The organism is Amycolatopsis orientalis DSM 40040 = KCTC 9412, from assembly GCF_000478275.1.
Taxonomy (GTDB): Bacteria; Actinomycetota; Actinomycetes; order Mycobacteriales; family Pseudonocardiaceae; genus Amycolatopsis; species Amycolatopsis orientalis.
The window spans coordinates 44,710-63,229 of the sequence record NZ_ASJB01000045.1; the positions used below are offsets into that span (position 1 = coordinate 44,710).

Consider the following 18,520-nt stretch of genomic DNA (forward strand, 5'->3'; position numbering starts at 1 on the left):
GGGTCATCGGTTCCACGATCAGGAGGACGCATGCCGCAGGCACCCGATCCGTACGACTTCCTGCCCGATCTGCCTGCCTTCACCTTGAGCAGCAACGACATCGAGGAAGGCGGCTTCCTGCCGACGCCGCAGCTGTCCGGGATCTTCGGCGCGGGCGGCGAGGACCGCTCCCCGCAGCTGTCCTGGGAGGGCTTCCCGGCCGAGACCAAGAGTTTCGCCGTGACCTGCTACGACCCGGACGCCCCGACGGCGAGCGGGTTCTGGCACTGGGCGGTGTTCAACATCCCCGCCTCGGTGACAGCGCTCGCCGCGAACGCTGGCGACGAAGCCGGGTCCGGCCTGCCGAAGGGCGCCATCACCCTGAAGGGGGACGGCGGCGTGAAGCAGTTCCTCGGGGCCGCCCCGCCGCCCGGGCACGGACCGCACCGGTACATCTTCGCGGTGCACGCTGTCGACGTCGAGAAGCTGGAAGTCGGCGAAGACGCTACGCCGGCCTTCCTGGGCTTCAACCTCTTCAGCCACGGGATCGCGCGGGCCACCCTTACGGCCCTGCACGAGAACAAGGGCTGAGCGACTTTCCGTGAAGGCCTCCTTCCCTACGCTCAAGGTAGGGAAGGAGGCCTTCACGGACTTCTGCCCGCTTTAGACCCGCCCACCGGGCCGGGGCCGCTCCATGTACTGGCCGTCCGCCGGATCCCCGAAGCCGAACGGGCGGTACAGCTCGTGCGCGTCGGCGGTGTGCAGCATCCACCGGAACTCCGCGCCCGGCCCGTTGTCGACCATCTCCCGCACCAGCTCCTTGCCGAGCCCGGCACCGCGCGCGTCCTCGACGACGAAGACGTCCGCGAGGTAGGCGCTGCCGATGGTGTCGGAGAACGCCCGCGCGAACCCGACCAGACGGCCACTCGAAGTCTCGTACGCGCCCACGACGCGCCACGCGTTCCTGACGACCTTCTCGACCATCTCCCGATCGCGCCACTTGCCCCAGTAGGCGCCGGTGGAGAGGAACTTCCACACCGCGTCGAGGTCCACCCGTGCCGGGTCGTCATCCAGTTCGTAAGCGCCGACAGTCCTCATGAGCCGAAAGTTACCGGGCAGGTCAACGCGGTTTCAGCAGGTAATCCACCACCGGCCGCAGCTCCTCCGCGGACGGCGGCTCGTCGTCGATCAGGCCCTGGATCAGCAGGCCGTCGATCCCGGCGAGGAACACCCGGAACGCGACCTCGTCGTCGTGCCGGACCATCGAGGTCAGCACGTCCAGCCAGCGCCGCGCGGCGGGCCGCAGTTCGGGCTTCCGCGCGGCCAGCAGGTACAGCTCGTACTCGGCCATAGTCCGGCCCCGTCGCGGGCCGAGCGCCTGGGCGAGCAGCCCGGCGACCTCTTCGGCACCGCGGCTGCCGCGGGAGCGGGCCCTGTCGATCATCCAGTAGACCTCGGTCGCCATATCCCTGGCGCACGAGATGAGGGTCGCGATCAGGAGGTCGTCGAGGCTGGAGAAGTGATACGTCGTCGAAGCCGTCGGCACGCCGGCCTCGGCGGCGACCGTCCGGTGGGTGACGCCGGCGACGCCGTCCCGCTCGATCACCCGCAGAGCGGCCGCGATGATCTCCTCGCGCCGCTTCTCGCCCCGCGCCTTCCGGCCGTCGACCTGGATCTTCACTTAATGCGCGCTCCCTGCCTCGATCAACACGACGCCGCCGATCACCAGTGCCAGCCCACTGATCACCGCGAGGTTGACCGGCTCCTTGAAGAAGACCATGCCGACGGCCGCCACCAGCGCGACACCGGCCGCGGCCCAGATCGCGTAGGCGACGCTCACCGGCACGCCGGCCTTCAGAACGTACGCGAGGGCGACGAACGCGATGGCGTATCCGGCCACCACGACGATCGACGGGCCCACCTTGCTGAAGCCTTCGGAGAGTTTCAACGACACCGTGGCGGATACCTCCGCGGCGATGGCCAAAGCGAGAAGAAGGTATGCACCCATGTGACAAAAACTACCTGGACGATCGTCTTAAAACAAAGAGAGGTGTACACCACATCGGTGGGACTTGGGCGCGGTCAGTGGGTTACCCATCAGTAAGAAGCATTAGTCTGCCCGAACCACCACACCGCTTCACTCGGACGAAAGGCACCCGACGATGGGCGCTGTACAGCTGACGCTCGGCGGGATCGCGGTCCTGCTCGGCGTCGTCGCCTGGGGAATGTTCTTCGCGACCATCGCCCGCTTCGTGCGGGTGATCCGCCTCGGTCAGCCGGACTCGACCCGCAACGGCCCGTTCATGCCGCGGATGAAGACCTTGATCAAGGAATTCGCCGCGCACACCCGCATGAACAAGGTCAAGAGCGTCGGCCCGGCGCACTGGCTGGTCATGTGGGGCTTCCTGATCGGGTCGCTCGCCCTGTTCGAGGCGTACGGCGAGGTGTTCGTCCCCACCTGGGGCTGGCCCATCCTCGACGACTGGTCGGTCTTCCAGCTGCTCATGGAGCTGCTCGGGGTCGGCACCATCGTCGGCATCCTGGTGCTGATCTGGGTCCGCCAGAAGAACCACCCGCGCCGCGCCGACCGGCAGTCCCGCTTCCAGGGCTCCAACTTCAAGTGGGCGTACTTCATCGAGGCCGTCGTGCTCATCGAGGGCATCGGCATCATCGGCGTCCGCGCCGCGAAGTCCGCGCTGAACGTCCACGAGACCCCGGTCTGGGCCGCGTTCGTCTCGCATCCGATCGGTGAGCTGCTGCCCGCCAGCCCGAACCTGGTGTCGGTGTTCGCGTTCGTCAAGCTGATGAGCGCCACGATCTGGCTGTTCGTCATCGCACGCACGATGACCATGGGCATCGCCTGGCACCGCTTCAGCGCCTTCTTCAACATCTACTTCAAGCGCGAAGCCGACGGCGGTGTCGCGCTCGGCGCGCTCAAGCCGATGATGAGCAACGGCAAGGTGCTCGACCTCGAAGAGGCGGACCCGGACGAGGACACCTTCGGCGTCGGCAAGATCGAGGACTTCAGCTGGAAGGGCTGGCTGGACTTCTCCACCTGCACCGAATGCGGCCGCTGTCAGTCGCAGTGCCCCGCGTGGAACACGGGCAAGCCGCTTTCGCCGAAGCTGCTCATCACCCAGCTCCGCGACCACGCCTACGCGAAGGCGCCGTACCTGCTCGCGGGCGGCAAGCGCGACATGGCCGGTGACGAGGTGGGCCTGTCCGGCGACAACATGTACGCGGGCATCGACGTCCTCGCCATCGCGGAGTCCCAGAAGGCCCTCATCGGCGACGACGGCGGCGTCATCGACCCCGAGGTGCTGTGGTCCTGCACCTCCTGCGGCGCCTGCGTCGAGCAGTGCCCGGTGGACATCGAGCACGTCGACCACATCGTCGACATGCGCCGCTACCAGGTGATGATCGAATCCGCGTTCCCCAGCGAACTCAACGGGATGTTCAAGAACCTGGAGAACAAGGGCAACCCGTGGGGCCAGAACGCCAAGGACCGGCTCGCCTGGACCGAGGAGCTCGACTTCGAGGTGCCGGTGTTCGACGGCGACCTCGGCGACACCGAGTACCTCTTCTGGGTCGGCTGCGCCGGCGCGTTCGAGGACCGCGCGAAGAAGACCACGCGCGCCGTCGCGGAACTGCTGCACATCGCGGGCGTGAAGTACACCGTGCTCGGCTCCGAGGAGTCCTGCACGGGTGACCCGGCCCGCCGCGCGGGCAACGAGTTCCTGTTCCAGATGCTGGCGCAGCAGAACGTCGAGATCCTGAACTCGGTGTTCGAAGGCCGCGAACGCAAGGAGCGCAAGGTGGTCGTCACCTGCGCCCACTGCTTCAACACGCTCGCGAACGAGTACCCGGAACTGGGCGGCCAGTTCGAGGTCGTGCACCACACGCAGCTGCTCAACCGCCTGGTGCGGGAGAAGCACCTGACCCCGGTGGCCCCGGTCGCCGAGGACGTCACCTACCACGACCCCTGCTACCTCGGCCGCCACAACAAGGTCTACGACGCCCCGCGTGAGCTCGTCGGCGCTTCGGGCGCGCAGCTGCGGGAGATGCCGCGGCACGGTGACCGCTCGATGTGCTGTGGCGCGGGCGGCGCGCGGATGTGGATGGAAGAGAAGATCGGCAAGCGGATCAACGTCGAACGCGTGGACGAGGCGCTCGGCACCGCGCCGTCGAAGATCGCGACCGGCTGCCCGTTCTGCCGCGTGATGCTCACCGACGGCGTGACGGCGCGCCAGAGCGACGGTCAGGCGAGCGAGAAGGTCGAGGTCGTCGACGTCGCCCAGCTGCTGCTGACCGCGGTCAAGCGCAAGCCGGAGCCGCAGCTGGTCCCGGCGGGTGCCCCGTCGCTGGACGGCGTCTCGGATGCCGAACTCGACGGAAAGGCCGACACGCCCACCGACGAAACGGCCACCGGCACGCCACTTCCCGAGGAAGACAAGTAGCACGTCAAGACCGGAGGGGACATTTTCTCGCACATAATGCGAGAGAATGTCCCCCCGTGTTTTATCTGGACCAGACCATTCCGTTCCCTTACCCGTTCGGCGGTACACGGCGACGATAAGCTGGCGTTTCCTCGTTGCCGTTGTCGTCCGCGAGGTTCCTTTCGGCGACGCAGAAATGGGGCGAGGAAATCAATGGGCAACCGTCACGAACTCCGTCCGGGCAGGGAACACCGCCTCGCGATGCCGGGATCGTCGGCCGCTCGTCCCCTCAGCCGCCTGCCGTCGACCGCGGCACTCGCCCGGATGGCGCAGGAGGCGACCATCCCGAGCATCCCGGCCGCCCGGCGTCCCCCGCGACAGCAGCAGCAACGCACGCGCGTCCGCCCGTACGTCCGCACGGGCGGACGTACTCAGTCCAAGCGGAACTTCGCCATCGAAGCGATGATTTCCGTCCGAACGGACGCGCCCTGGAACGCGCCGGGGTTCAGCGTCGAATTCCATTCCGTCCGGTCACTGTGCCGTCGTCCGACTTCGGTCGCCGAAGTGGCCGCGTCCTTAAGCGTTCCACTCGGCGTTGCAAAGGTCCTTTTGGGTGATATGGCCGAACTCGGTTTGGTTACCGTTCATGAAACGCAGGCTGAATTCGACGGTCATCCGGCACTCGCCTTGATGGAACGCGTCCTGCAGGGTTTGCGTCGTCTGTGAGATCGGCGCACTCGCACTACGCTACGCGAGGTGAGTGAAGAATCCGGCGGTGAAAGCACCCTGACCGTAGTGCTGGCGGGCGGGGTCAACCTCGCCATCGCGGTGCTGAAACTGATCGCCGGGATCATCACCGGCTCCGGCGCGATGCTGTCGGAAGCAGCGCATTCGGTGGCCGACACGATCACCGAGGTCCTCCTGTTGACCGCGCTGAAACGCTCGGACCGCCCCGCCGACCGCGTCCACCCGTTCGGCTACGGCAAGGAACGGTACTTCTGGTCGCTGCTCGCGGCGGTGTCGATCTTCGCCTCCGGCGCGATGTTCGCGTTGTACGAGGGCTTCTCGACGGTGTTCGGTGAGGAGACCGACCAGACCGACCCGATCGTCGGCTACCTCGTCCTCGCGATCGCCTTCGTCCTCGAGTCCGTCTCGTGGATCCAGGCCGTGCGGCAGGTGCGGCGCGATGCCGCCGAAGCGGGCCAGAAGGTGTCCGTCTACCTGCGGATGATCGACGACCCGGCACCGAAGACCGTGCTGTTCGAGGACTCGGCCGCGTTGATCGGCCTGCTGCTCGCCTTCGCCGGGATCGGCCTGCACCAGCTGACCGGCTCGCACGTCTGGGACGGCGCGGCGTCGATCGCGATCGGCGTGCTGCTGGCGCTCGTCGCCTATGTGCTCGGGCGCACCAACCGCGGTCTGCTGATCGGCAGGCAGGCCGATCCGAAGCTGGTGCGCGGACTCCGGGATCACCTGGTGGCCGCGCCCGAGATCGAGGCCGTCGTCGATCTGCAGACCATGCTGATGGGCACCGATCAGGTGCTCGTCTGCGCCCGTGTCGACTTCGACGACGCACTGGGCGCGGCCGACCTCGAACGCGCCTGCGTCCGGCTGGCGACCGAGCTGACGGGGGCCTTCGGCGATGTCACCGAGGTGTTCATCGAACCGGTCCCGCGTACGGATCCCGAACTGCGCGCGGCGGTACTGGCCCGCTACGGCGACATCGCCGAACGATGGGGCAAGGGTCAGTAGCCGAAGTTCTGCGTCCAGTACATGCCCTTGGTGTTCACGCCGACGCCGATCTTCTTCAGATTGCAGTTGAGGATGTTGGCGCGGTGGCCCTCGGAGTTCATCCACGCTTCCATCACCTTCGCGGCCGTCGACTGGCCCTTGGCGATGTTCTCGGCGCCGGGCTTGTCGTAGCCGGCGGCCCGGATGCGCTGGTCGAAGGTGACGCCTTCCGGGGTGGTGTGCGAGAAGTAGTTCCGCTCGGACATGTCGTCGCTGTGCCCCTGCGCCGCGGCGGCGAGATGCGACTCGTTGCTCACCGGGGAGCAGCCGGCGTCGGCGCGCTCGGAGTTGACGAGATCGATGACCTGACCGGCGAGCGAGCTGTCCTGGGAGCGAGGCGGCTTCGGTGCTTCACTGGAAGGCGGCTTCGGCGCTTCGGAGGACGGGGCAGGCGGCTCGGCCGGAGCGGAGGACGAGCTGGGCGGGGCCGAGGAAGACGTGGGGGCCGCCGAAGACGACGGCGGAGCGGACGTACCGGGTGCGGGGTCACCCGGGGCCGGAGCGGACGTCTGACCGAAGTAGGCGGGTGGCTTCGCGAGGGCGTCGCCGGGTCTGCCCTTGGTGTCGGGAACGCTCAACGACAGGTTGCTCAGCGCGGTGCCCTGGAACCGATCGGTCACCATCAGGTAGCTGGCGCTGGCGATCACTCCGCCCAACAGGAAGCTGAGCGTGACCAACAGTAACCGGGTTCTTGTTCTATTGGGGGACACGGGGCCGAAAACTATCACGAACTGGTTACGGCAATACCCCCGAAAGTAGTAATACCGCTCAGCGGTGGCGTCCGGTGATCCGCTGGGTCGACTCGTTCGTGATCGCCGCCGCGTCGGCCAGGAACCGGAGCACCGTCTCGAGTTCACCGTCCGTGTACTTCTCGCAGGCCTCGCGCACCGACTTCACCAGGTGATCCCACAGCGGGGCGACGTCGGCCATCCGCGCCCCGTCGATCTCGATGAGCACCTTCCGCCGGTCTTCGGGATGCGGCTTCCGCGCGACGACGCCTTTGCCTTCGAGCCTGTCGATGAGCGCGGTGATCGAGGCGGGCGCGAGTCCGGAGAGCTGCGAGAGCGCCTTCGGCGTCTGCGGTCCGAAGCGGGCGAGGTAGTCGGTCACCTTGTTTTCGACGGCCGAAAGCCCGCTCTGCTCGGCGATCGCCGTGTGGAACATGACCGTCTCGGTCGACAGCGCGCGCGACCCGTTGAGGATCCGCTCGACCAGTTCCGCTCGCTCGCTTGACACGTCGTCCAGCCTAGCGGAGTCTTTAGTTCGATAGAACGAATTAGTTTCTAAGAGGTTCGATGGGGTGAAAGACATGGCGAAGGTACTGATCGCCGGCGGGGGTATCGCGGGCACGATCACGGCGATCGCACTGCACGCGACGGGCCACGAACCGGTGGTCCACGAGGCGTACGACCGGACCGCCGAAGGAGTCGGGGCGTTCCTGACCCTCGCGGTGAACGGGCTCGACGCACTGACGCCGCTGAACCTGAAAGGCGTGGTCAAAGGCCTGGGATTCGACACACCGCGGATAAGGATGCGGCTGGGGAACGGACGGGAGGTGGCGGAACTACCGCTGGGCGGGCCGCTGGAGGACGGCACCGTGAGCCAGACCGTGCTCCGATCCGACCTCTACATCGGCCTGCGCGACGAAGCCATCAGACGCGGCATCGAGGTCCACTACGGCAAGCGCCTGACCGGCGCGCGGGAGACCGGTGACGGCGTGCGCGCGACGTTCGACGACGGTTCGTCGGCGGAGGGCGACCTGCTGGTCGGCGCGGACGGGCTCCGGTCGCGGGTGCGGCGGATCATCGACCCGCAGGCACCTTCGCCGCGCTACGTGCCGCTGCTGAACACGGGCGGGGTCGCCGAGGGCCTGCGGCTGGACGGCGAACCCGGCGTCATGCACATGACCTTCGGCAAGCGGCTGTTCTTCGCCCACGTCATCCATCCGGACGGCGGCGTCTGGTGGTTCGCGAACGTCCCCCGGAAACAGGAGCCGTCCCCCGCCGACCTCGCCGCGATGACCGGCGACGCCTGGCGTGCGGACCTGATCCGGCAACTCGCGGTGGACCGCACCCCCGCCGTCGAGATCGTGCGCGCGACGCGGGAGGTCTACCGGCCGTGGGCGACGTACGACTTCCCGAGCGTGCCGACCTGGCGGACGGACCGGATGGTGATCATCGGCGACGCCGCCCACGCGACCTCACCGGCGGCGGGCCAGGGCGCCTCGATGGCCATCGAGGACGCCGTCACGCTGGCGCGATGCCTGCGTGACCTCCCTTCGATCCCGAAGGCGCTCGCCGCCTACGAAGGACTTCGACGCGAGCGCGTGGAGGCCGTCGTCGAGCGCGGTAAGCGCAACGGCGACTCGAAGGCGGCCGGCCCCGTCGGCCGGGTGATCCGGGACTTCTTCATCACGCGGGCGTTCAAGAACCCGCCGGAAGAGGATCCGAACGCCTTCATGTGGCGGCACCGGATCGACTGGGAAGCGCCCGCCTTGGGTTAGCGCCAGGTGTCCACGCGGTGAAAGTTCTTGTACGCGCGGCTCGGGGTCGGCCCCCGCTGCCCCTGGTAACGCGAGCCTGCCTCGTTCGAGCCGTACGGGAACTCCGCCGCGCTGGACAGGCGGAAGATGCAGAGCTGGCCGATCTTCATGCCCGGCCAGAGCGTGATCGGCAGGTTCGCCACGTTCGAGAGTTCGAGCGTGATGTGGCCGGAGAAGCCCGGGTCGATGAAGCCCGCCGTGGAGTGGGTGAGCAGGCCGAGACGGCCGAGGGACGACTTGCCCTCCAGACGGCCGGCGAGGTCGTCGGCCAGCGTCACGGTCTCATAGGTGGAGCCGAGGACGAACTCGCCAGGGTGGAGGACGAAGGGGTCTTCGCCCTCCTTCTCGACCAGCGACGTCAGTTCGTCCTGCTGGAGCTGCGGGTCGATGTGCGTGTACTTGCTGTTGTCGAACACGCGGAAGAAGCGGTCGAGGCGCACGTCGATGCTCGACGGCTGGACCATCGTCGGGTCGAACGGGTCGACACCGAGACGGCCGGCGTCGAGCTCTTTACGGAGGTCACGGTCGCTGAGGAGCACCCGGTCAGCGTAGTCAAGCGGCCTTCATGTGCCTGCCGTAGGTCGGGTCGAGCCGGAACACCTTGGTGACCTGCCGCAGATAATGGCGCCGCCCGGCCGCCCCGATCCGCTCCTGGAGCGCCGTCGCCCCCGGCACCAGCCGCCGGACGGTCTCGGCGGCGAAGTTGGCGCCCGCCACCGCGACCACGGCCGCCTGCGCGATCGGATCGTCGGGCAGCTCCAGGAAGTCGGCGTTGCTCTTGCCGAGCAGCAGCCTGCTGATCGCCCCGTGCCCCGCGACCGACACGTGCGCGAGCACCTTGCCGAACGCGCCCCGGCCCTCGCCGATCCCGGCGTGGGCCTTCATGAGCGCCGCGGCGAGCCGTTTCGAGTCGTCGTCCGGGATGAACTCGGTGGTGGCGAGCAGCCACAGCAACCGCCAGGCGTCGTCCTCCCCGGCGGGCAGGAGTTCCTCGTCGACGCCCATCAGCCAGCCGACGTAACGCCAGAGATGCAGGATGTCGGCGCGCTCGCGGGCGCTGTAGCGGAGTCCGAGCAGTTGCGTGCCGAAGACGTAGACAAGGGAGAAGAGGAGGAGCGTACCCGCGGTCTGGACCTGGTTGACCGGCCTGTCCCAAGCGGCGTAATCCCAGTCCTCGCGGCGATTCATGGCGGCGCGGACATGCGCGTGCACCATCCGCACCCGCAACGCGGACTCGTACCCGTGCCCGCCGGGCACGAGCGCGCCCGGTGTGGTCACGTGGATCCACCACGTCGCCGTCTCGACGAGGCGCCGCGCCGCCTTGTACTCGATCTCGCCCGTCCCGACGAGCGACTTCGTGGCGCGCGACGCGAGGTAGCCGCCCATCAGCGAGACGTCGCCGAGCGGGAAGAGACCGAGCAACCCGGCGCGCGTGATCGCCCGCGCCCCGCGCTCCACCCTGTCCTGGTCGACCCAATACGGCGTCGCCTCGACGTCACGGAAGAACGCTTCGAGCTCCCCCGGCGCGCCCTCGACGCTGTCGATGCCTTGCCGCAGCGCCTGTTCGAAGGTTTTCCGACCGCCGTTCCGAAGGTAGGGCACCAGCACGTCGGCCGCCGGATCCTCCCGCTGCGCGAACTTCCGCAGCCGGGCCACCTGGCGCTCGTCGCCCCTGATGTCGCCCTCGATGAACAGCCTCGACGCGACCCGGAACCCGCCTTGGCGGAACAGCTCGGGGTCGGGCAGCCTCTCGTCCATCCGGCTCACCTCCGATGTAGACAACAAGTGTTGTCACTTTCGTCGGTGACGTCAAGGAGGGGGTAGGGCTTGGCAAGGGGAGATCCGGACCATGTATGCTGGCCGAGCACTGCGGATGTAGTTCAATGGTAGAACATCAGCTTCCCAAGCTGAATACGCGGGTTCGATTCCCGTCATCCGCTCTCATGCGAAAGCCCCAGGTCAGTGGATGTCCACTGTGGACCTGGGGCTTTCGCTTTGTCCGGCCGATCTTCCGGCTGGGCCATTAACGGGCCATTAGCCGACCGGGACCGGTTGGCCGTCCTGATCTTCGTCGTCGTCCGGGGTCGTGCCCTTGCGGTGGCGGTCGACGAGCTTGGACAGCCGGTCCGCGATCTGCGCGTCGGCCTCACTCGTCGCCCTCTGGTAGATGAGCGCCGTCCGCGTGCGGAACTCCCCGCCGTCATGGCATTGCGACGACTTAGGTCACCGAAGACGGCCGCGTGGTCAAGTTCGCACATGGCGTGCGAATTCGGTATTCAGGGCAGCAAAGTGAACGCAGAAACGTGCTTGGGCTTGACGACAGAGAAGTGACGCGTGTCGAGGGTCGCCACACGCGTGACACCAAGCCGCTCGGCGAGGGCGATGACGCACGCGTCGGCATTACCCCAGCGGGAGATCGGCGTACTTCTCCACGAGGTCGGCTGCCCGTGCGATGTCGGCGAGCAACATGGACTCGACGGTATAGAGACCATCAACGACGTCACGAAGGAAGTCGGCTTCTGCTGAAGCGCCGGCACGCGAGCCGAGCATGTAGCCGATCTCGACCAAGAGAGGCTCTGGCAAGACCAGCGGTTCCAGTGTCGAAACCAAGAGCTCTGTGCAGCGTTCGTGATCATCGTCGCGCCGGTTGCCCATCGCGACCACGACCCCGGTGTCGATCAGAATCACGCCGACTTACTCGATCCGCCGCCGAGTTCGTGTCTAGCTATCTCCTTGGCACGCCGACCGAGATCGCTTTCGCCGTCGAATACACCGACTGTGCGAAAACGACGACGCGGCGACTCGGTGTCCGGCTGCACCTCGGCCAGTTGCCTGAGCGCTGCCAACGCAGCCGATACCCGCTCATCGGGGACGGCCTCGAGGAGACGTCGGGCCTCTTCGCGGGGAGCACCCGGGTCTGGGTTTTCGCCAGTCGTCATATCCCCATCCTAGCCGCGGCCATGCGCCCCATTCGGGAATGCGGTGTACGCATTGTGCATGACGCGCAAGTTCACGTAACGCTAAGTAAGCGTAGTCGATGTGCCGCGACGACAAGCACGACGCAACTAGATTCCCCTGCAAGAGGCGGCCGACGGTGATCAACGATGGTTCGGGTTTGCCCATCCCCTGTTATCTTCGCACCGTGCCAAGAAGGTCGGGTGACAGCACGGCGGCGGCCTTGCTGACCGTGCTGTCCGCGGCGCTGATCCTTCCGCTCTTGCTGGTAGGCGCGATCTTCCTCATCATCGGCCTGAACACAGGCAGCGCCCCGGGGCCGTACACGGTCGTCTTCGCCAAGGCCGGTGACAAATGCGGGACGACCGGGCAATACCTCGACGCGTCCACCGGCGAGCCGCTGAGGTGTATAGGCGGCGGGGTCCTTCGGACGTCGTCTGTCGAATTCCCCGGCTTTTCGCCCGCGCAGAACGACGAGGTTCGCAACTGGTTGGCCACGTTGGCGGAGGACGGCGATTTGAGCGTCTTCGACCATCGTTCGGTCCAGGCCAAGATCGACGGGATCGCGGCCGGATTGCCGCCGGAAACGCGCGTCGAGCGGGAGTCCGGCTCGACGGAGATCTGGATCGGCGCGGCCTTGGCAGGCGCCGGGTTGCTCTTGGGCTCCGGCTTCGCCTGGCGATGGTTCCAGAACCGCAGGACCGGTTTTTGATTTCCGAGCGTTGTTACGGTGACGGACATGGACATCCGGGGGTTCACGAACGACGACTGGGCACAGGTCTGGCCGATCGTGCGCGAAGTCGTGCAGGCGGCCGACACCTACACCTACGACCCGAACCTCACCGAGGCCGACGCTCGCGAGACGTGGGTCGAGTCGCCGCCCGGCCGGACGGTGGTCGCGGTCGAGGGCGGTCGGGTGCTCGGGACGGCGAAGATGGGGCCGAATCGCGCGGGGCCCGGATCGCATGTGGCGACGGCCAGTTTCATGGTGGACAAGGACGTTCGCGGCAAGGGCGTCGGCAGTGCGTTGTGCGCGCATGCGCTGGAATGGGCGCGGGCACAGGGTTTCGCGGGGATGCAGTTCAACGCGGTCACCGAGGCGAACGCCGCCGGGATCCGGGTCTACGAGCGGCTCGGGTTCAAGATCGTCGGGACGGTGCCGGGCGCGTTCGAGCACCCGGCGCTGGGGCGCATCGGGCTGCACGTCATGTACTGCGACTTCGGCTGAGGGTCAGCCTTCGACGAGTTCCCACGGGGCGTCGGCGGTGGCACGGTCGTACACCTGGCCGGGCGCGGCGCTGAGCACCAGGGCGACGTCCGGGTACAGCGTGACGGCGTGCTCCATCTCCAGGGCTTCGACCTCGAAGTCCTCGTTCTCCGGCACCTGGAAGCCGACGAGCAGCCAGGTGCCGTCCGCCTCGCGGACGACCTGGCGCACGGCGCGGGCCGGAGCGGCGGGGTCGGTGGAGATCTCGGCGAGTTCGGCGCTCACCTGCACTTCTTCCAGCGGCGAACCGGGGTGCGTCCACGCCGCGAGGCGGGCGGCGCGCACCAGAAGGTCTTCGTCGTCGTCATCGGAGTCGGCGACCGAGCTCAGCAGCCACGCGCGCCGCTCCGGGTCCCAGTCGGCGGCCATGCCGGTGGGGAGGCCGGCGAGCGCGGTGAGTTCGGGGATGAGGTCCACCGCGTCCCGCAGGGGCAGCGAGCCGAACGCGTCGCGGTTGAGTTCCATGTCTTCAGAGAACTCGTTGCCGTCGCTGATGAACCAGTCGCCGTCGTCGTCGAGTACGACGAACGCGAGGTTCGCCGGATCCTCCACCAGCGACCGGGAGATGATGACCGGCGACTCCGGATCCTGACGCAGCGGCCAGTTCTCGCTCGACATGCTGGGCTCCCAACGGGGTTGTCCGGCTGTGGGGCACCATCCCACCATCTCCGGCGTCGCCGCCGCGCACCGGCTCAGCGGAAGTAGCGGCGATAGCCCTCGGCGACGGCGTCGAAGCCGCACGACCGGTAGAAGGCGTGCGCGTCGGCGCGGTCGGAACGCGAGATCAATTGCACCTTGTAGCAGTCTTCGCGCAGGGCGAGGTCGACCACCGCCTCGAACAACCGCGAGGCGACACCGGTTCTGCGCCGTGCCGCCGCGACCACCACGTTCTCGACGAGCATGAACGGGCGCCCGGAGCGAGTGAGGTTGGCGTGGATCGAGCAATCGACCGTGCCGATGATCGCGTCGCCGGAGTCGGCCACCAGGATCTCGCGGCCCGGCTGGTCGGCGATTCGCCGCCAGATGGCGACACCCCGCTCGGCGGACAGCGGCGGATCGTCCGGATGCAGTTCCGCGTACAGCCCGAGCAGTCCGGGAAGGTCGGTTTCGGTCGCCGGACGGATCATTCGCTGAGGTCGTACTCGTCGACGTCCAGGGCCGCGGCGGCTTCGGCGAGGAAGGCGAGGACGGCGGGCGAGAGGTGCCAGCCGAACTCCTCGCCGCCGTCGCGGTGATGGAAGTAGCGGACGACCTGCAGTACCGCGCTCGCGCCCTCGTCCACCAGTTTCCGGATTCCCGGGCGGACCGGGGCGAGCCTGCCGATCACGCTCTCGATCTGGTCGTCGACCGGTCCCGTGCCACGATGCGTCACCTTCCACGTGTGCATCCGCGGCAACCGGTGTTCGGCGGACCGTGAACCCAGTACCAGGGCCTCGTCGGGCTGCATGCCGAGCCGCGCGGAGATCTCCCCGGCGGACACGGTTTCGCTCTTCAAAGCGAAGTAGCAGTACTGGTGGACCTTCATACGCCCCGGACCCTAGCTTTCGGGCAAGCTGACCAGGTGAATCGTGATCAATCGCTTATCGAACGCCTCGCCAGGGAACGAAACGCCTGGTTGTGCACGCTTCGCGCGGACGGTTCGCCGCATGTCACGCCGGTGTGGTTCGTGTATCTCGACGACGTCTTCTGGATCAGCAGCGGTGAGCGGAACGTGAAGGTGCGCAACGTCGGCCAAGACCCGCGCGTCAGCATCGCGCTCGAAGACGGTGACGCGCCCGCGGTCGCCGAGGGCTCGGCGCGCGTCCATCGCGGGGCTCCGCGCGAAGACGTTCTCGCGGCACTCGCGGCGAAGTACGACGGCTGGGCAGCCGACGTCGAGGTCGAACCCTTCGGTGCCAGGGTGTTGCTGGAAGTCCCGGTAAAACGGTGGCTGCTCGAAGGCGTGGCCCAATAGTCTCGGAAGCCCGATACCGATCTTGGGGTGAACGATGCCGACCGGGGAACTGATCCGTTTGCGACCGCTGGAGCCCGAGGACGCCGACACGTTGTGGCGCTGGCACAACGACCCGGAGGTCATGCGCTGGTTCGTCGCGGATCACCCGGAATCCCTCGCCCAGATCCGCGAACGGTTCGCCAAGCGGAAGCCCAACAGCTACGAACAGGCGACCTTCGCGATCGAGACCCTCGCCGTCGGCACGCTGATCGGCACGTGCACGCTGCGCGACGCCACCCCGGAACGAGGCCGGGCCGAACTCGACATCTACATCGGCGAGAAGGACCACTGGGGCGGCGGCTACGGCACCGATGCCATGCGCACGCTCTGCCGCTACGGCTTCGACATGATGCGGCTGCACATGATCGCGCTCTGGGTCGTGGTCGACAACGAGGCCGCGATCCACATCTACAAGAAGATCGGGTTCCAGGTGGACGGCAGGCACCGGCAGTCGTTCCGCGGCCAGAACGGCCAGTGGCACGACGAGTACCTGATGAGCCTGCTCGAAGGGGAACTCCGCTAGTCGTCCAGCCCCTTCGTGAGCCTGGCGGGCGCCTTCATCCGCCAGGCTTCCTCGATGAGTTCACGCAACTGCGCCTTGTCGACCTTCTCCAGGTCGACGAGGATCGCGCCGTAGCCGTCGTAATGCGGGGTGGTGAAGTACGCGGGGTCGCCGGAAGCCAGCAGGGCCTCCTTCTCCGCGTGCTCGCACAACAGCATCAATCCGCCCTCGGCCTCGGTGCGCAGCCGGGCGAAACTCTTGCCCGCGACCTTGAGCGACGGCGTGCGGTACGACGTGGACACCTCGACCTCGGGCAGCCTGCCCGCCAGGTCCACGACTTCTTCCCAGGTCGTCATGGCGGACATTGTGCCCTGGGTCACTGTCGAAACCACGCCGTGAACGCAAGGAAAGGTCCTTTCCTCGCAAATTTCGCAAGGAAAGGACCTTTCATGGCACGCGCCGGGGGGGGGGCTACGGCAGGACGGTGATCCGGTCCGCGGGAGGCGGAGCGATACCCGGGTTCGCCTCGAAGTAATCGATCAGCGCGTCGAGGTCCACCGGACCACCGGAAAGATCGGTCCCCTTGGTGAACTCGGTGAAGCCGTCCCCGCCGGCGGCGAGGAAGTTGTTCACCGAAACGCGGTACGACGCCGCCGGATCGATCGGCGTGCCGTTGAGCGTCAGGTTCGAGATACGCGCCCCCTGGGCCGCCGACGCCGAGTACGAGTACTTCAGCGACTTCGAGATCTGCAGTGTCCGCACGACCCCGTTCGCCTGCCACTGCTGTTCGAGGACGTTCTTCAGGTTCGCGCCGGTGAGCGTGATCGTCTGCATGATGTTCGCGAACGGCTGCACGGCGAACGCCTCGCCGTAGGTCACGACACCGTCGCCTTCACCGGCGGGCGAGGACGCGTAGGTGAAGTCCGTGCGGATGCCGCCCGGGTTCGTCATGGCGATCTGCGCGTTGTTGCTCCGCGTCGCCGCGAGCTGGGCGTCCGCGATGACGTCACCGAGCGGGGACTCACCGGAGGCCGCGCCCTTGGCGACCAGGTCGGCGGTGATGGTGCCGACGGCCTTGTTCGCGATCGGCGCGGCCTTGACCTTGGCCTCGTCGATCAGCTTCTGCACGTCGGTGTCCGGCGTGACGTCGCGGGTGACGATCTCGTTGTGCGCCTTGGTCTCGCCACGGACGACGTCGCGGGTCCGGCGGTCGATCTTGAGGTCGACGACCGAAAGCAGACGGCCGAACGACGCACCCTGGATCACCGGACGCGGCTTGCCGGCGGGGTCCTCGATCGAGCAGTTGTACTGCTGGTGGCTGTGCCCGGTGAAGATCGCGTCCACTGTGGACGTCACCTGCCGCGCGATGGCGGTCGCGGCGCCCGGCCGGACCTTGCATTCGTCCGGACCGGCGGTCTCGGAGCCGTCGCCCTGGTGCAGCAGGACGACCTGCGCCTTGACCCCGAACAGGTCGAGCAGTTTCGCGGTGCGGTCGATCGCCTGGACCTCGTCACCGAACTTCAGGCCCTTGATCGCCTCCGGGGTGACGACCTGTGGCAGATCCTTCAGCGTCGCGCCGATGACGCCGATCGGGACGCCGCCGGAGAACTCGACACTGAACGGCAGCAACACGGGGATGCCGTTCTCGTAGTACACATTGGACCCGAGGAACGGGAAGTTCGCGCCCTCGAAGGACTTCCGGAACTGGCAGCCGTCGGTCGGGTGACAGCCGCCGTTCCGCATCCGGCGGAGTTCCTTGAGACCTTCGTCGAATTCGTGGTTGCCCACCACGGAAGCCTCGACGCCGAGCAGGTTCAGCAGTTCGACGGTCGGCTCGTCGTGGAACAGCGCCGAGATCACCGGCGACGCGCCGATGCTGTCCCCTGCCGAGAGCACGACGGAGTTGGCCACTTCACCGCGAAGCCGCTTCAAATGCGTCGCGAGATACGCGGCACCACCGGCGTTGACCGTCGCGCCGCCGGGCAGCGTGACGCGCCCGCTCGAACCGGACGGCGGTTCGAGGTTGCCGTGCAGGTCGTTGAACGTGATGATCCGGACGTCAGTGGTGGCCGCCGCCGCGGACGCGGGCCCGGCGACGGTGGCCAGCGCGGTCAGCGCGGCACCCGTCACCACGGCCAGCCGGGTAGAGAGCTTCATTCTTCCTCCGATTCGCGCCCCGAGTCCCCAACGGGCGCACGGCGGAGGAGTTTGCCTGGCGAACTTGACGATCACCAGAGGCGAAAGCAGGACGATAAGCAAACGTCACATGGCGCGTGAACCGTTCAGCAGCACGCGCGCCACCAGCTCCGGCTCGTCGTTCATCGGCACGTGCCCGCAGCCGGGAAGGACCAGCAGTTCGGCCTTCGGCGCGATCCGGCGCAGCTCGGCGGCCTTCGGGCGGGCGAGGATGCGGTCGCGCCGCGCCCACGCGATGGTCACCGGAATGTCCTCGACGACGCCCGCGAACCGGAAGCCGCCCCTGGCCTGTTCCAGCGTCGGCCGGAAGCCGGGGCAGCCGGCGAGCGCGCGCATGTCCTCCATGACGACCTGCGTGGTGAGCCGGTCCGGGCGGCCGACGATCATCCCGGTCAGCATCGACCGGCCCGCCGGGGTCGCGGCGAGCCGGCGGGCGGTGCGTTCGGGGATCCGCTCGGCGAGCAGGCGGTGGGTGCGCAGCATGCTCAGCGCGTACCGCTGCTGCCTCGGCGTCCACAGCCCGGCCGGGGACAACGCCGTCACGCTCCGGACGAGGCCCGCTTCCCCGAGCGCGAGCGAGAGCAGGCCGCCGAGCGAGTTGCCCGCGACGTGCGGTCGGCCGAGACCGTGTTCGCGGAAGAACCTCCCGAACATCTCGACGGCGGCCTCGATGCCGTAGCCACCGGCGTGCGGTGCCGATTCGCCGAAACCGGGCAGGTCGACGGTGATGACGTCCCGATGCGGCGTGAGCAGCGGGAGCACGGGCGACCAGGCCTGACGGCGGTGGCCGACCCCGTGGATGAGCACCAGCGGCTCGCCTTGGCCCGCGCGGTCGAAGACGACGTTGTCCATCCCCCGA

At 67.6% G+C, this 18,520-nt stretch carries 23 protein-coding genes and 1 tRNA gene; 10 read left to right on the top strand and 14 right to left on the bottom strand.

Going from position 1 to position 18,520, the window contains the following annotated elements; all coding sequences use genetic code 11:
* Positions 1-30 precede the first annotated feature (30 nt).
* Positions 31-570, top strand: a complete 540-nt coding sequence (locus L324_RS14180; RefSeq protein WP_037307236.1) for a YbhB/YbcL family Raf kinase inhibitor-like protein — start codon at positions 31-33, stop codon at positions 568-570.
* Between the two features lie 72 nt (positions 571-642).
* On the opposite strand, the gene L324_RS14185 is transcribed toward L324_RS14180, so the two are convergent.
* The 3 genes from L324_RS14185 to L324_RS14195 are packed head-to-tail and all read right to left on the bottom strand — an operon-like array spanning position 643 to position 1,987.
* A complete protein-coding gene (locus L324_RS14185) occupies positions 643-1,077 on the bottom strand; it encodes a GNAT family N-acetyltransferase (protein ID WP_037307237.1) in 435 nt (144 codons plus the stop codon).
* Between the two features lie 22 nt (positions 1,078-1,099).
* Positions 1,100-1,660: a TetR/AcrR family transcriptional regulator gene (locus L324_RS14190; RefSeq protein ID WP_037307239.1), complete on the bottom strand. Its 561-nt coding sequence runs from the start codon at positions 1,658-1,660 to the stop codon at positions 1,100-1,102.
* Positions 1,661-1,987 carry a DMT family transporter gene (locus tag L324_RS14195; protein ID WP_037307241.1) on the bottom strand — a complete coding sequence of 109 codons (327 nt, stop codon included), beginning with the start codon at positions 1,985-1,987 and terminating at the stop codon, positions 1,661-1,663.
* 154 nt (positions 1,988-2,141) lie between these two features.
* Here L324_RS14195 and L324_RS14200 point away from each other — a divergent pair, with 154 nt between their 5' ends.
* The 3 genes from L324_RS14200 (at position 2,142) to L324_RS14210 (ending at position 6,167) form a co-directional block, all read left to right on the top strand.
* Positions 2,142-4,436: a (Fe-S)-binding protein gene (locus L324_RS14200; RefSeq protein ID WP_037307244.1), complete on the top strand. Its 2,295-nt coding sequence runs from the start codon at positions 2,142-2,144 to the stop codon at positions 4,434-4,436.
* A 303-nt stretch (positions 4,437-4,739) separates the two neighbouring features.
* The gene (locus L324_RS14205; RefSeq protein WP_235783533.1) at positions 4,740-5,141 is read left to right on the top strand and encodes a DUF742 domain-containing protein; all 402 of its coding nucleotides are present in this window, start codon (positions 4,740-4,742) and stop codon (positions 5,139-5,141) included.
* 30 nt (positions 5,142-5,171) lie between these two features.
* Positions 5,172-6,167 (top strand): cation diffusion facilitator family transporter, encoded by a 996-nt coding sequence (locus L324_RS14210; RefSeq protein ID WP_037307248.1) that lies wholly within the window; start codon positions 5,172-5,174, stop codon positions 6,165-6,167.
* Here the strand turns inward: L324_RS14210 and L324_RS14215 are convergent.
* Together L324_RS14215 and L324_RS14220 are read right to left on the bottom strand one after the other, a co-directional pair.
* Positions 6,161-6,853: a CAP domain-containing protein gene (locus L324_RS14215; RefSeq protein WP_037307568.1), complete on the bottom strand. Its 693-nt coding sequence runs from the start codon at positions 6,851-6,853 to the stop codon at positions 6,161-6,163. The two genes, L324_RS14210 and L324_RS14215, sit on opposite strands and share 7 nt — an antisense overlap.
* A gap of 121 nt (positions 6,854-6,974) precedes the next feature.
* Positions 6,975-7,442 (bottom strand): MarR family winged helix-turn-helix transcriptional regulator, encoded by a 468-nt coding sequence (locus tag L324_RS14220; RefSeq protein ID WP_037307250.1) that lies wholly within the window; start codon positions 7,440-7,442, stop codon positions 6,975-6,977.
* Positions 7,443-7,515: 73 nt separating this feature from the next.
* Here L324_RS14220 and L324_RS14225 point away from each other — a divergent pair, with 73 nt between their 5' ends.
* Positions 7,516-8,709, top strand: coding sequence for an FAD-dependent oxidoreductase (locus L324_RS14225; protein ID WP_037307252.1), 1,194 nt, complete (start codon positions 7,516-7,518; stop codon positions 8,707-8,709).
* On the opposite strand, the gene dcd is transcribed toward L324_RS14225, so the two are convergent.
* Positions 8,706-9,287: a dCTP deaminase gene (gene dcd / locus L324_RS14230; protein WP_016338162.1), complete on the bottom strand. Its 582-nt coding sequence runs from the start codon at positions 9,285-9,287 to the stop codon at positions 8,706-8,708. The genes L324_RS14225 and dcd overlap by 4 nt on opposite strands.
* Before the next feature lie 13 nt (positions 9,288-9,300).
* Entirely contained in the window at positions 9,301-10,506 is a 1,206-nt protein-coding gene (locus L324_RS14235; protein WP_037307571.1) for an oxygenase MpaB family protein, read from the bottom strand.
* Positions 10,507-10,617: 111 nt separating this feature from the next.
* On the opposite strand from L324_RS14235, the gene L324_RS14240 reads away from it, so the two are divergent.
* Positions 10,618-10,688, top strand: a tRNA-Gly gene (locus tag L324_RS14240).
* A gap of 460 nt (positions 10,689-11,148) precedes the next feature.
* Here the strand turns inward: L324_RS14240 and L324_RS14245 are convergent.
* Positions 11,149-11,436, bottom strand: a complete 288-nt coding sequence (locus L324_RS14245) for a type II toxin-antitoxin system VapC family toxin (RefSeq protein ID WP_235783534.1) — start codon at positions 11,434-11,436, stop codon at positions 11,149-11,151.
* A gap of 454 nt (positions 11,437-11,890) precedes the next feature.
* On the opposite strand from L324_RS14245, the gene L324_RS14250 reads away from it, so the two are divergent.
* The gene (locus L324_RS14250) at positions 11,891-12,415 is read left to right on the top strand and encodes a hypothetical protein (RefSeq protein WP_235783535.1); all 525 of its coding nucleotides are present in this window, start codon (positions 11,891-11,893) and stop codon (positions 12,413-12,415) included.
* A gap of 27 nt (positions 12,416-12,442) precedes the next feature.
* Positions 12,443-12,931, top strand: coding sequence for a GNAT family N-acetyltransferase (locus tag L324_RS14255; RefSeq protein WP_037307256.1), 489 nt, complete (start codon positions 12,443-12,445; stop codon positions 12,929-12,931).
* Between the two features lie 3 nt (positions 12,932-12,934).
* Here L324_RS14255 and L324_RS14260 read toward each other — a convergent pair whose 3' ends face one another.
* From L324_RS14260 to L324_RS14270, 3 genes are all read right to left on the bottom strand, one after another.
* On the bottom strand, positions 12,935-13,588 hold the full coding sequence (locus tag L324_RS14260) for a hypothetical protein (protein WP_037307258.1): 654 nt from the start codon (positions 13,586-13,588) through the stop codon (positions 12,935-12,937).
* A gap of 74 nt (positions 13,589-13,662) precedes the next feature.
* The gene (locus L324_RS14265; protein WP_037307260.1) at positions 13,663-14,097 is read right to left on the bottom strand and encodes a GNAT family N-acetyltransferase; all 435 of its coding nucleotides are present in this window, start codon (positions 14,095-14,097) and stop codon (positions 13,663-13,665) included.
* Complete coding sequence (locus tag L324_RS14270) at positions 14,094-14,495, bottom strand: DUF4279 domain-containing protein (RefSeq protein WP_037307262.1); 402 nt, start codon at positions 14,493-14,495, stop codon at positions 14,094-14,096. Before L324_RS14270 ends, L324_RS14265 begins: the two co-directional genes overlap by 4 nt.
* Positions 14,496-14,531: 36 nt before the next feature.
* Here L324_RS14270 and L324_RS14275 point away from each other — a divergent pair, with 36 nt between their 5' ends.
* Positions 14,532-14,924: a TIGR03618 family F420-dependent PPOX class oxidoreductase gene (locus L324_RS14275; protein ID WP_037307264.1), complete on the top strand. Its 393-nt coding sequence runs from the start codon at positions 14,532-14,534 to the stop codon at positions 14,922-14,924.
* A 34-nt stretch (positions 14,925-14,958) separates the two neighbouring features.
* On the top strand, positions 14,959-15,486 hold the full coding sequence (locus L324_RS14280; protein WP_037307266.1) for a GNAT family N-acetyltransferase: 528 nt from the start codon (positions 14,959-14,961) through the stop codon (positions 15,484-15,486).
* Here the strand turns inward: L324_RS14280 and L324_RS14285 are convergent.
* The 3 genes from L324_RS14285 to L324_RS14295 all read right to left on the bottom strand — a co-directional run bounded on the left by L324_RS14285 (position 15,483) and on the right by L324_RS14295 (position 18,513).
* Complete coding sequence (locus L324_RS14285; RefSeq protein WP_037307574.1) at positions 15,483-15,821, bottom strand: MmcQ/YjbR family DNA-binding protein; 339 nt, start codon at positions 15,819-15,821, stop codon at positions 15,483-15,485. The genes L324_RS14280 and L324_RS14285 overlap by 4 nt on opposite strands.
* 115 nt (positions 15,822-15,936) lie before the next feature.
* Positions 15,937-17,622 (bottom strand): bifunctional metallophosphatase/5'-nucleotidase, encoded by a 1,686-nt coding sequence (locus L324_RS14290; RefSeq protein WP_037307268.1) that lies wholly within the window; start codon positions 17,620-17,622, stop codon positions 15,937-15,939.
* Between the two features lie 105 nt (positions 17,623-17,727).
* Positions 17,728-18,513 carry an alpha/beta fold hydrolase gene (locus L324_RS14295; protein ID WP_037307270.1) on the bottom strand — a complete coding sequence of 262 codons (786 nt, stop codon included), beginning with the start codon at positions 18,511-18,513 and terminating at the stop codon, positions 17,728-17,730.
* Positions 18,514-18,520: the final 7 nt, after the last annotated feature.

Bases quoted from the DNA above. Each gene is read 5' to 3' on its own strand.
- L324_RS14180 (WP_037307236.1), top strand. From the start codon at position 31: ATGCCGCAGGCACCCGATCCGTACGACTTCCTGCCCGATCTGCCTGCC.
- L324_RS14185 (WP_037307237.1), bottom strand. From the start codon at position 1,077: ATGAGGACTGTCGGCGCTTACGAACTGGATGACGACCCGGCACGGGTG.
- L324_RS14195 (WP_037307241.1), bottom strand. From the start codon at position 1,987: ATGGGTGCATACCTTCTTCTCGCTTTGGCCATCGCCGCGGAGGTATCC.
- L324_RS14200 (WP_037307244.1), top strand. From the start codon at position 2,142: ATGGGCGCTGTACAGCTGACGCTCGGCGGGATCGCGGTCCTGCTCGGC.
- L324_RS14205 (WP_235783533.1), top strand. From the start codon at position 4,740: ATGGCGCAGGAGGCGACCATCCCGAGCATCCCGGCCGCCCGGCGTCCC.
- L324_RS14225 (WP_037307252.1), top strand. From the start codon at position 7,516: ATGGCGAAGGTACTGATCGCCGGCGGGGGTATCGCGGGCACGATCACG.
- L324_RS14235 (WP_037307571.1), bottom strand. From the start codon at position 10,506: ATGGACGAGAGGCTGCCCGACCCCGAGCTGTTCCGCCAAGGCGGGTTC.
- L324_RS14255 (WP_037307256.1), top strand. From the start codon at position 12,443: ATGGACATCCGGGGGTTCACGAACGACGACTGGGCACAGGTCTGGCCG.
- L324_RS14260 (WP_037307258.1), bottom strand. From the start codon at position 13,588: ATGTCGAGCGAGAACTGGCCGCTGCGTCAGGATCCGGAGTCGCCGGTC.
- L324_RS14265 (WP_037307260.1), bottom strand. From the start codon at position 14,097: ATGATCCGTCCGGCGACCGAAACCGACCTTCCCGGACTGCTCGGGCTG.
- L324_RS14270 (WP_037307262.1), bottom strand. From the start codon at position 14,495: ATGAAGGTCCACCAGTACTGCTACTTCGCTTTGAAGAGCGAAACCGTG.
- L324_RS14280 (WP_037307266.1), top strand. From the start codon at position 14,959: ATGCCGACCGGGGAACTGATCCGTTTGCGACCGCTGGAGCCCGAGGAC.
- L324_RS14285 (WP_037307574.1), bottom strand. From the start codon at position 15,821: ATGACGACCTGGGAAGAAGTCGTGGACCTGGCGGGCAGGCTGCCCGAG.
- L324_RS14290 (WP_037307268.1), bottom strand. From the start codon at position 17,622: ATGAAGCTCTCTACCCGGCTGGCCGTGGTGACGGGTGCCGCGCTGACC.
- L324_RS14295 (WP_037307270.1), bottom strand. From the start codon at position 18,513: ATGGACAACGTCGTCTTCGACCGCGCGGGCCAAGGCGAGCCGCTGGTG.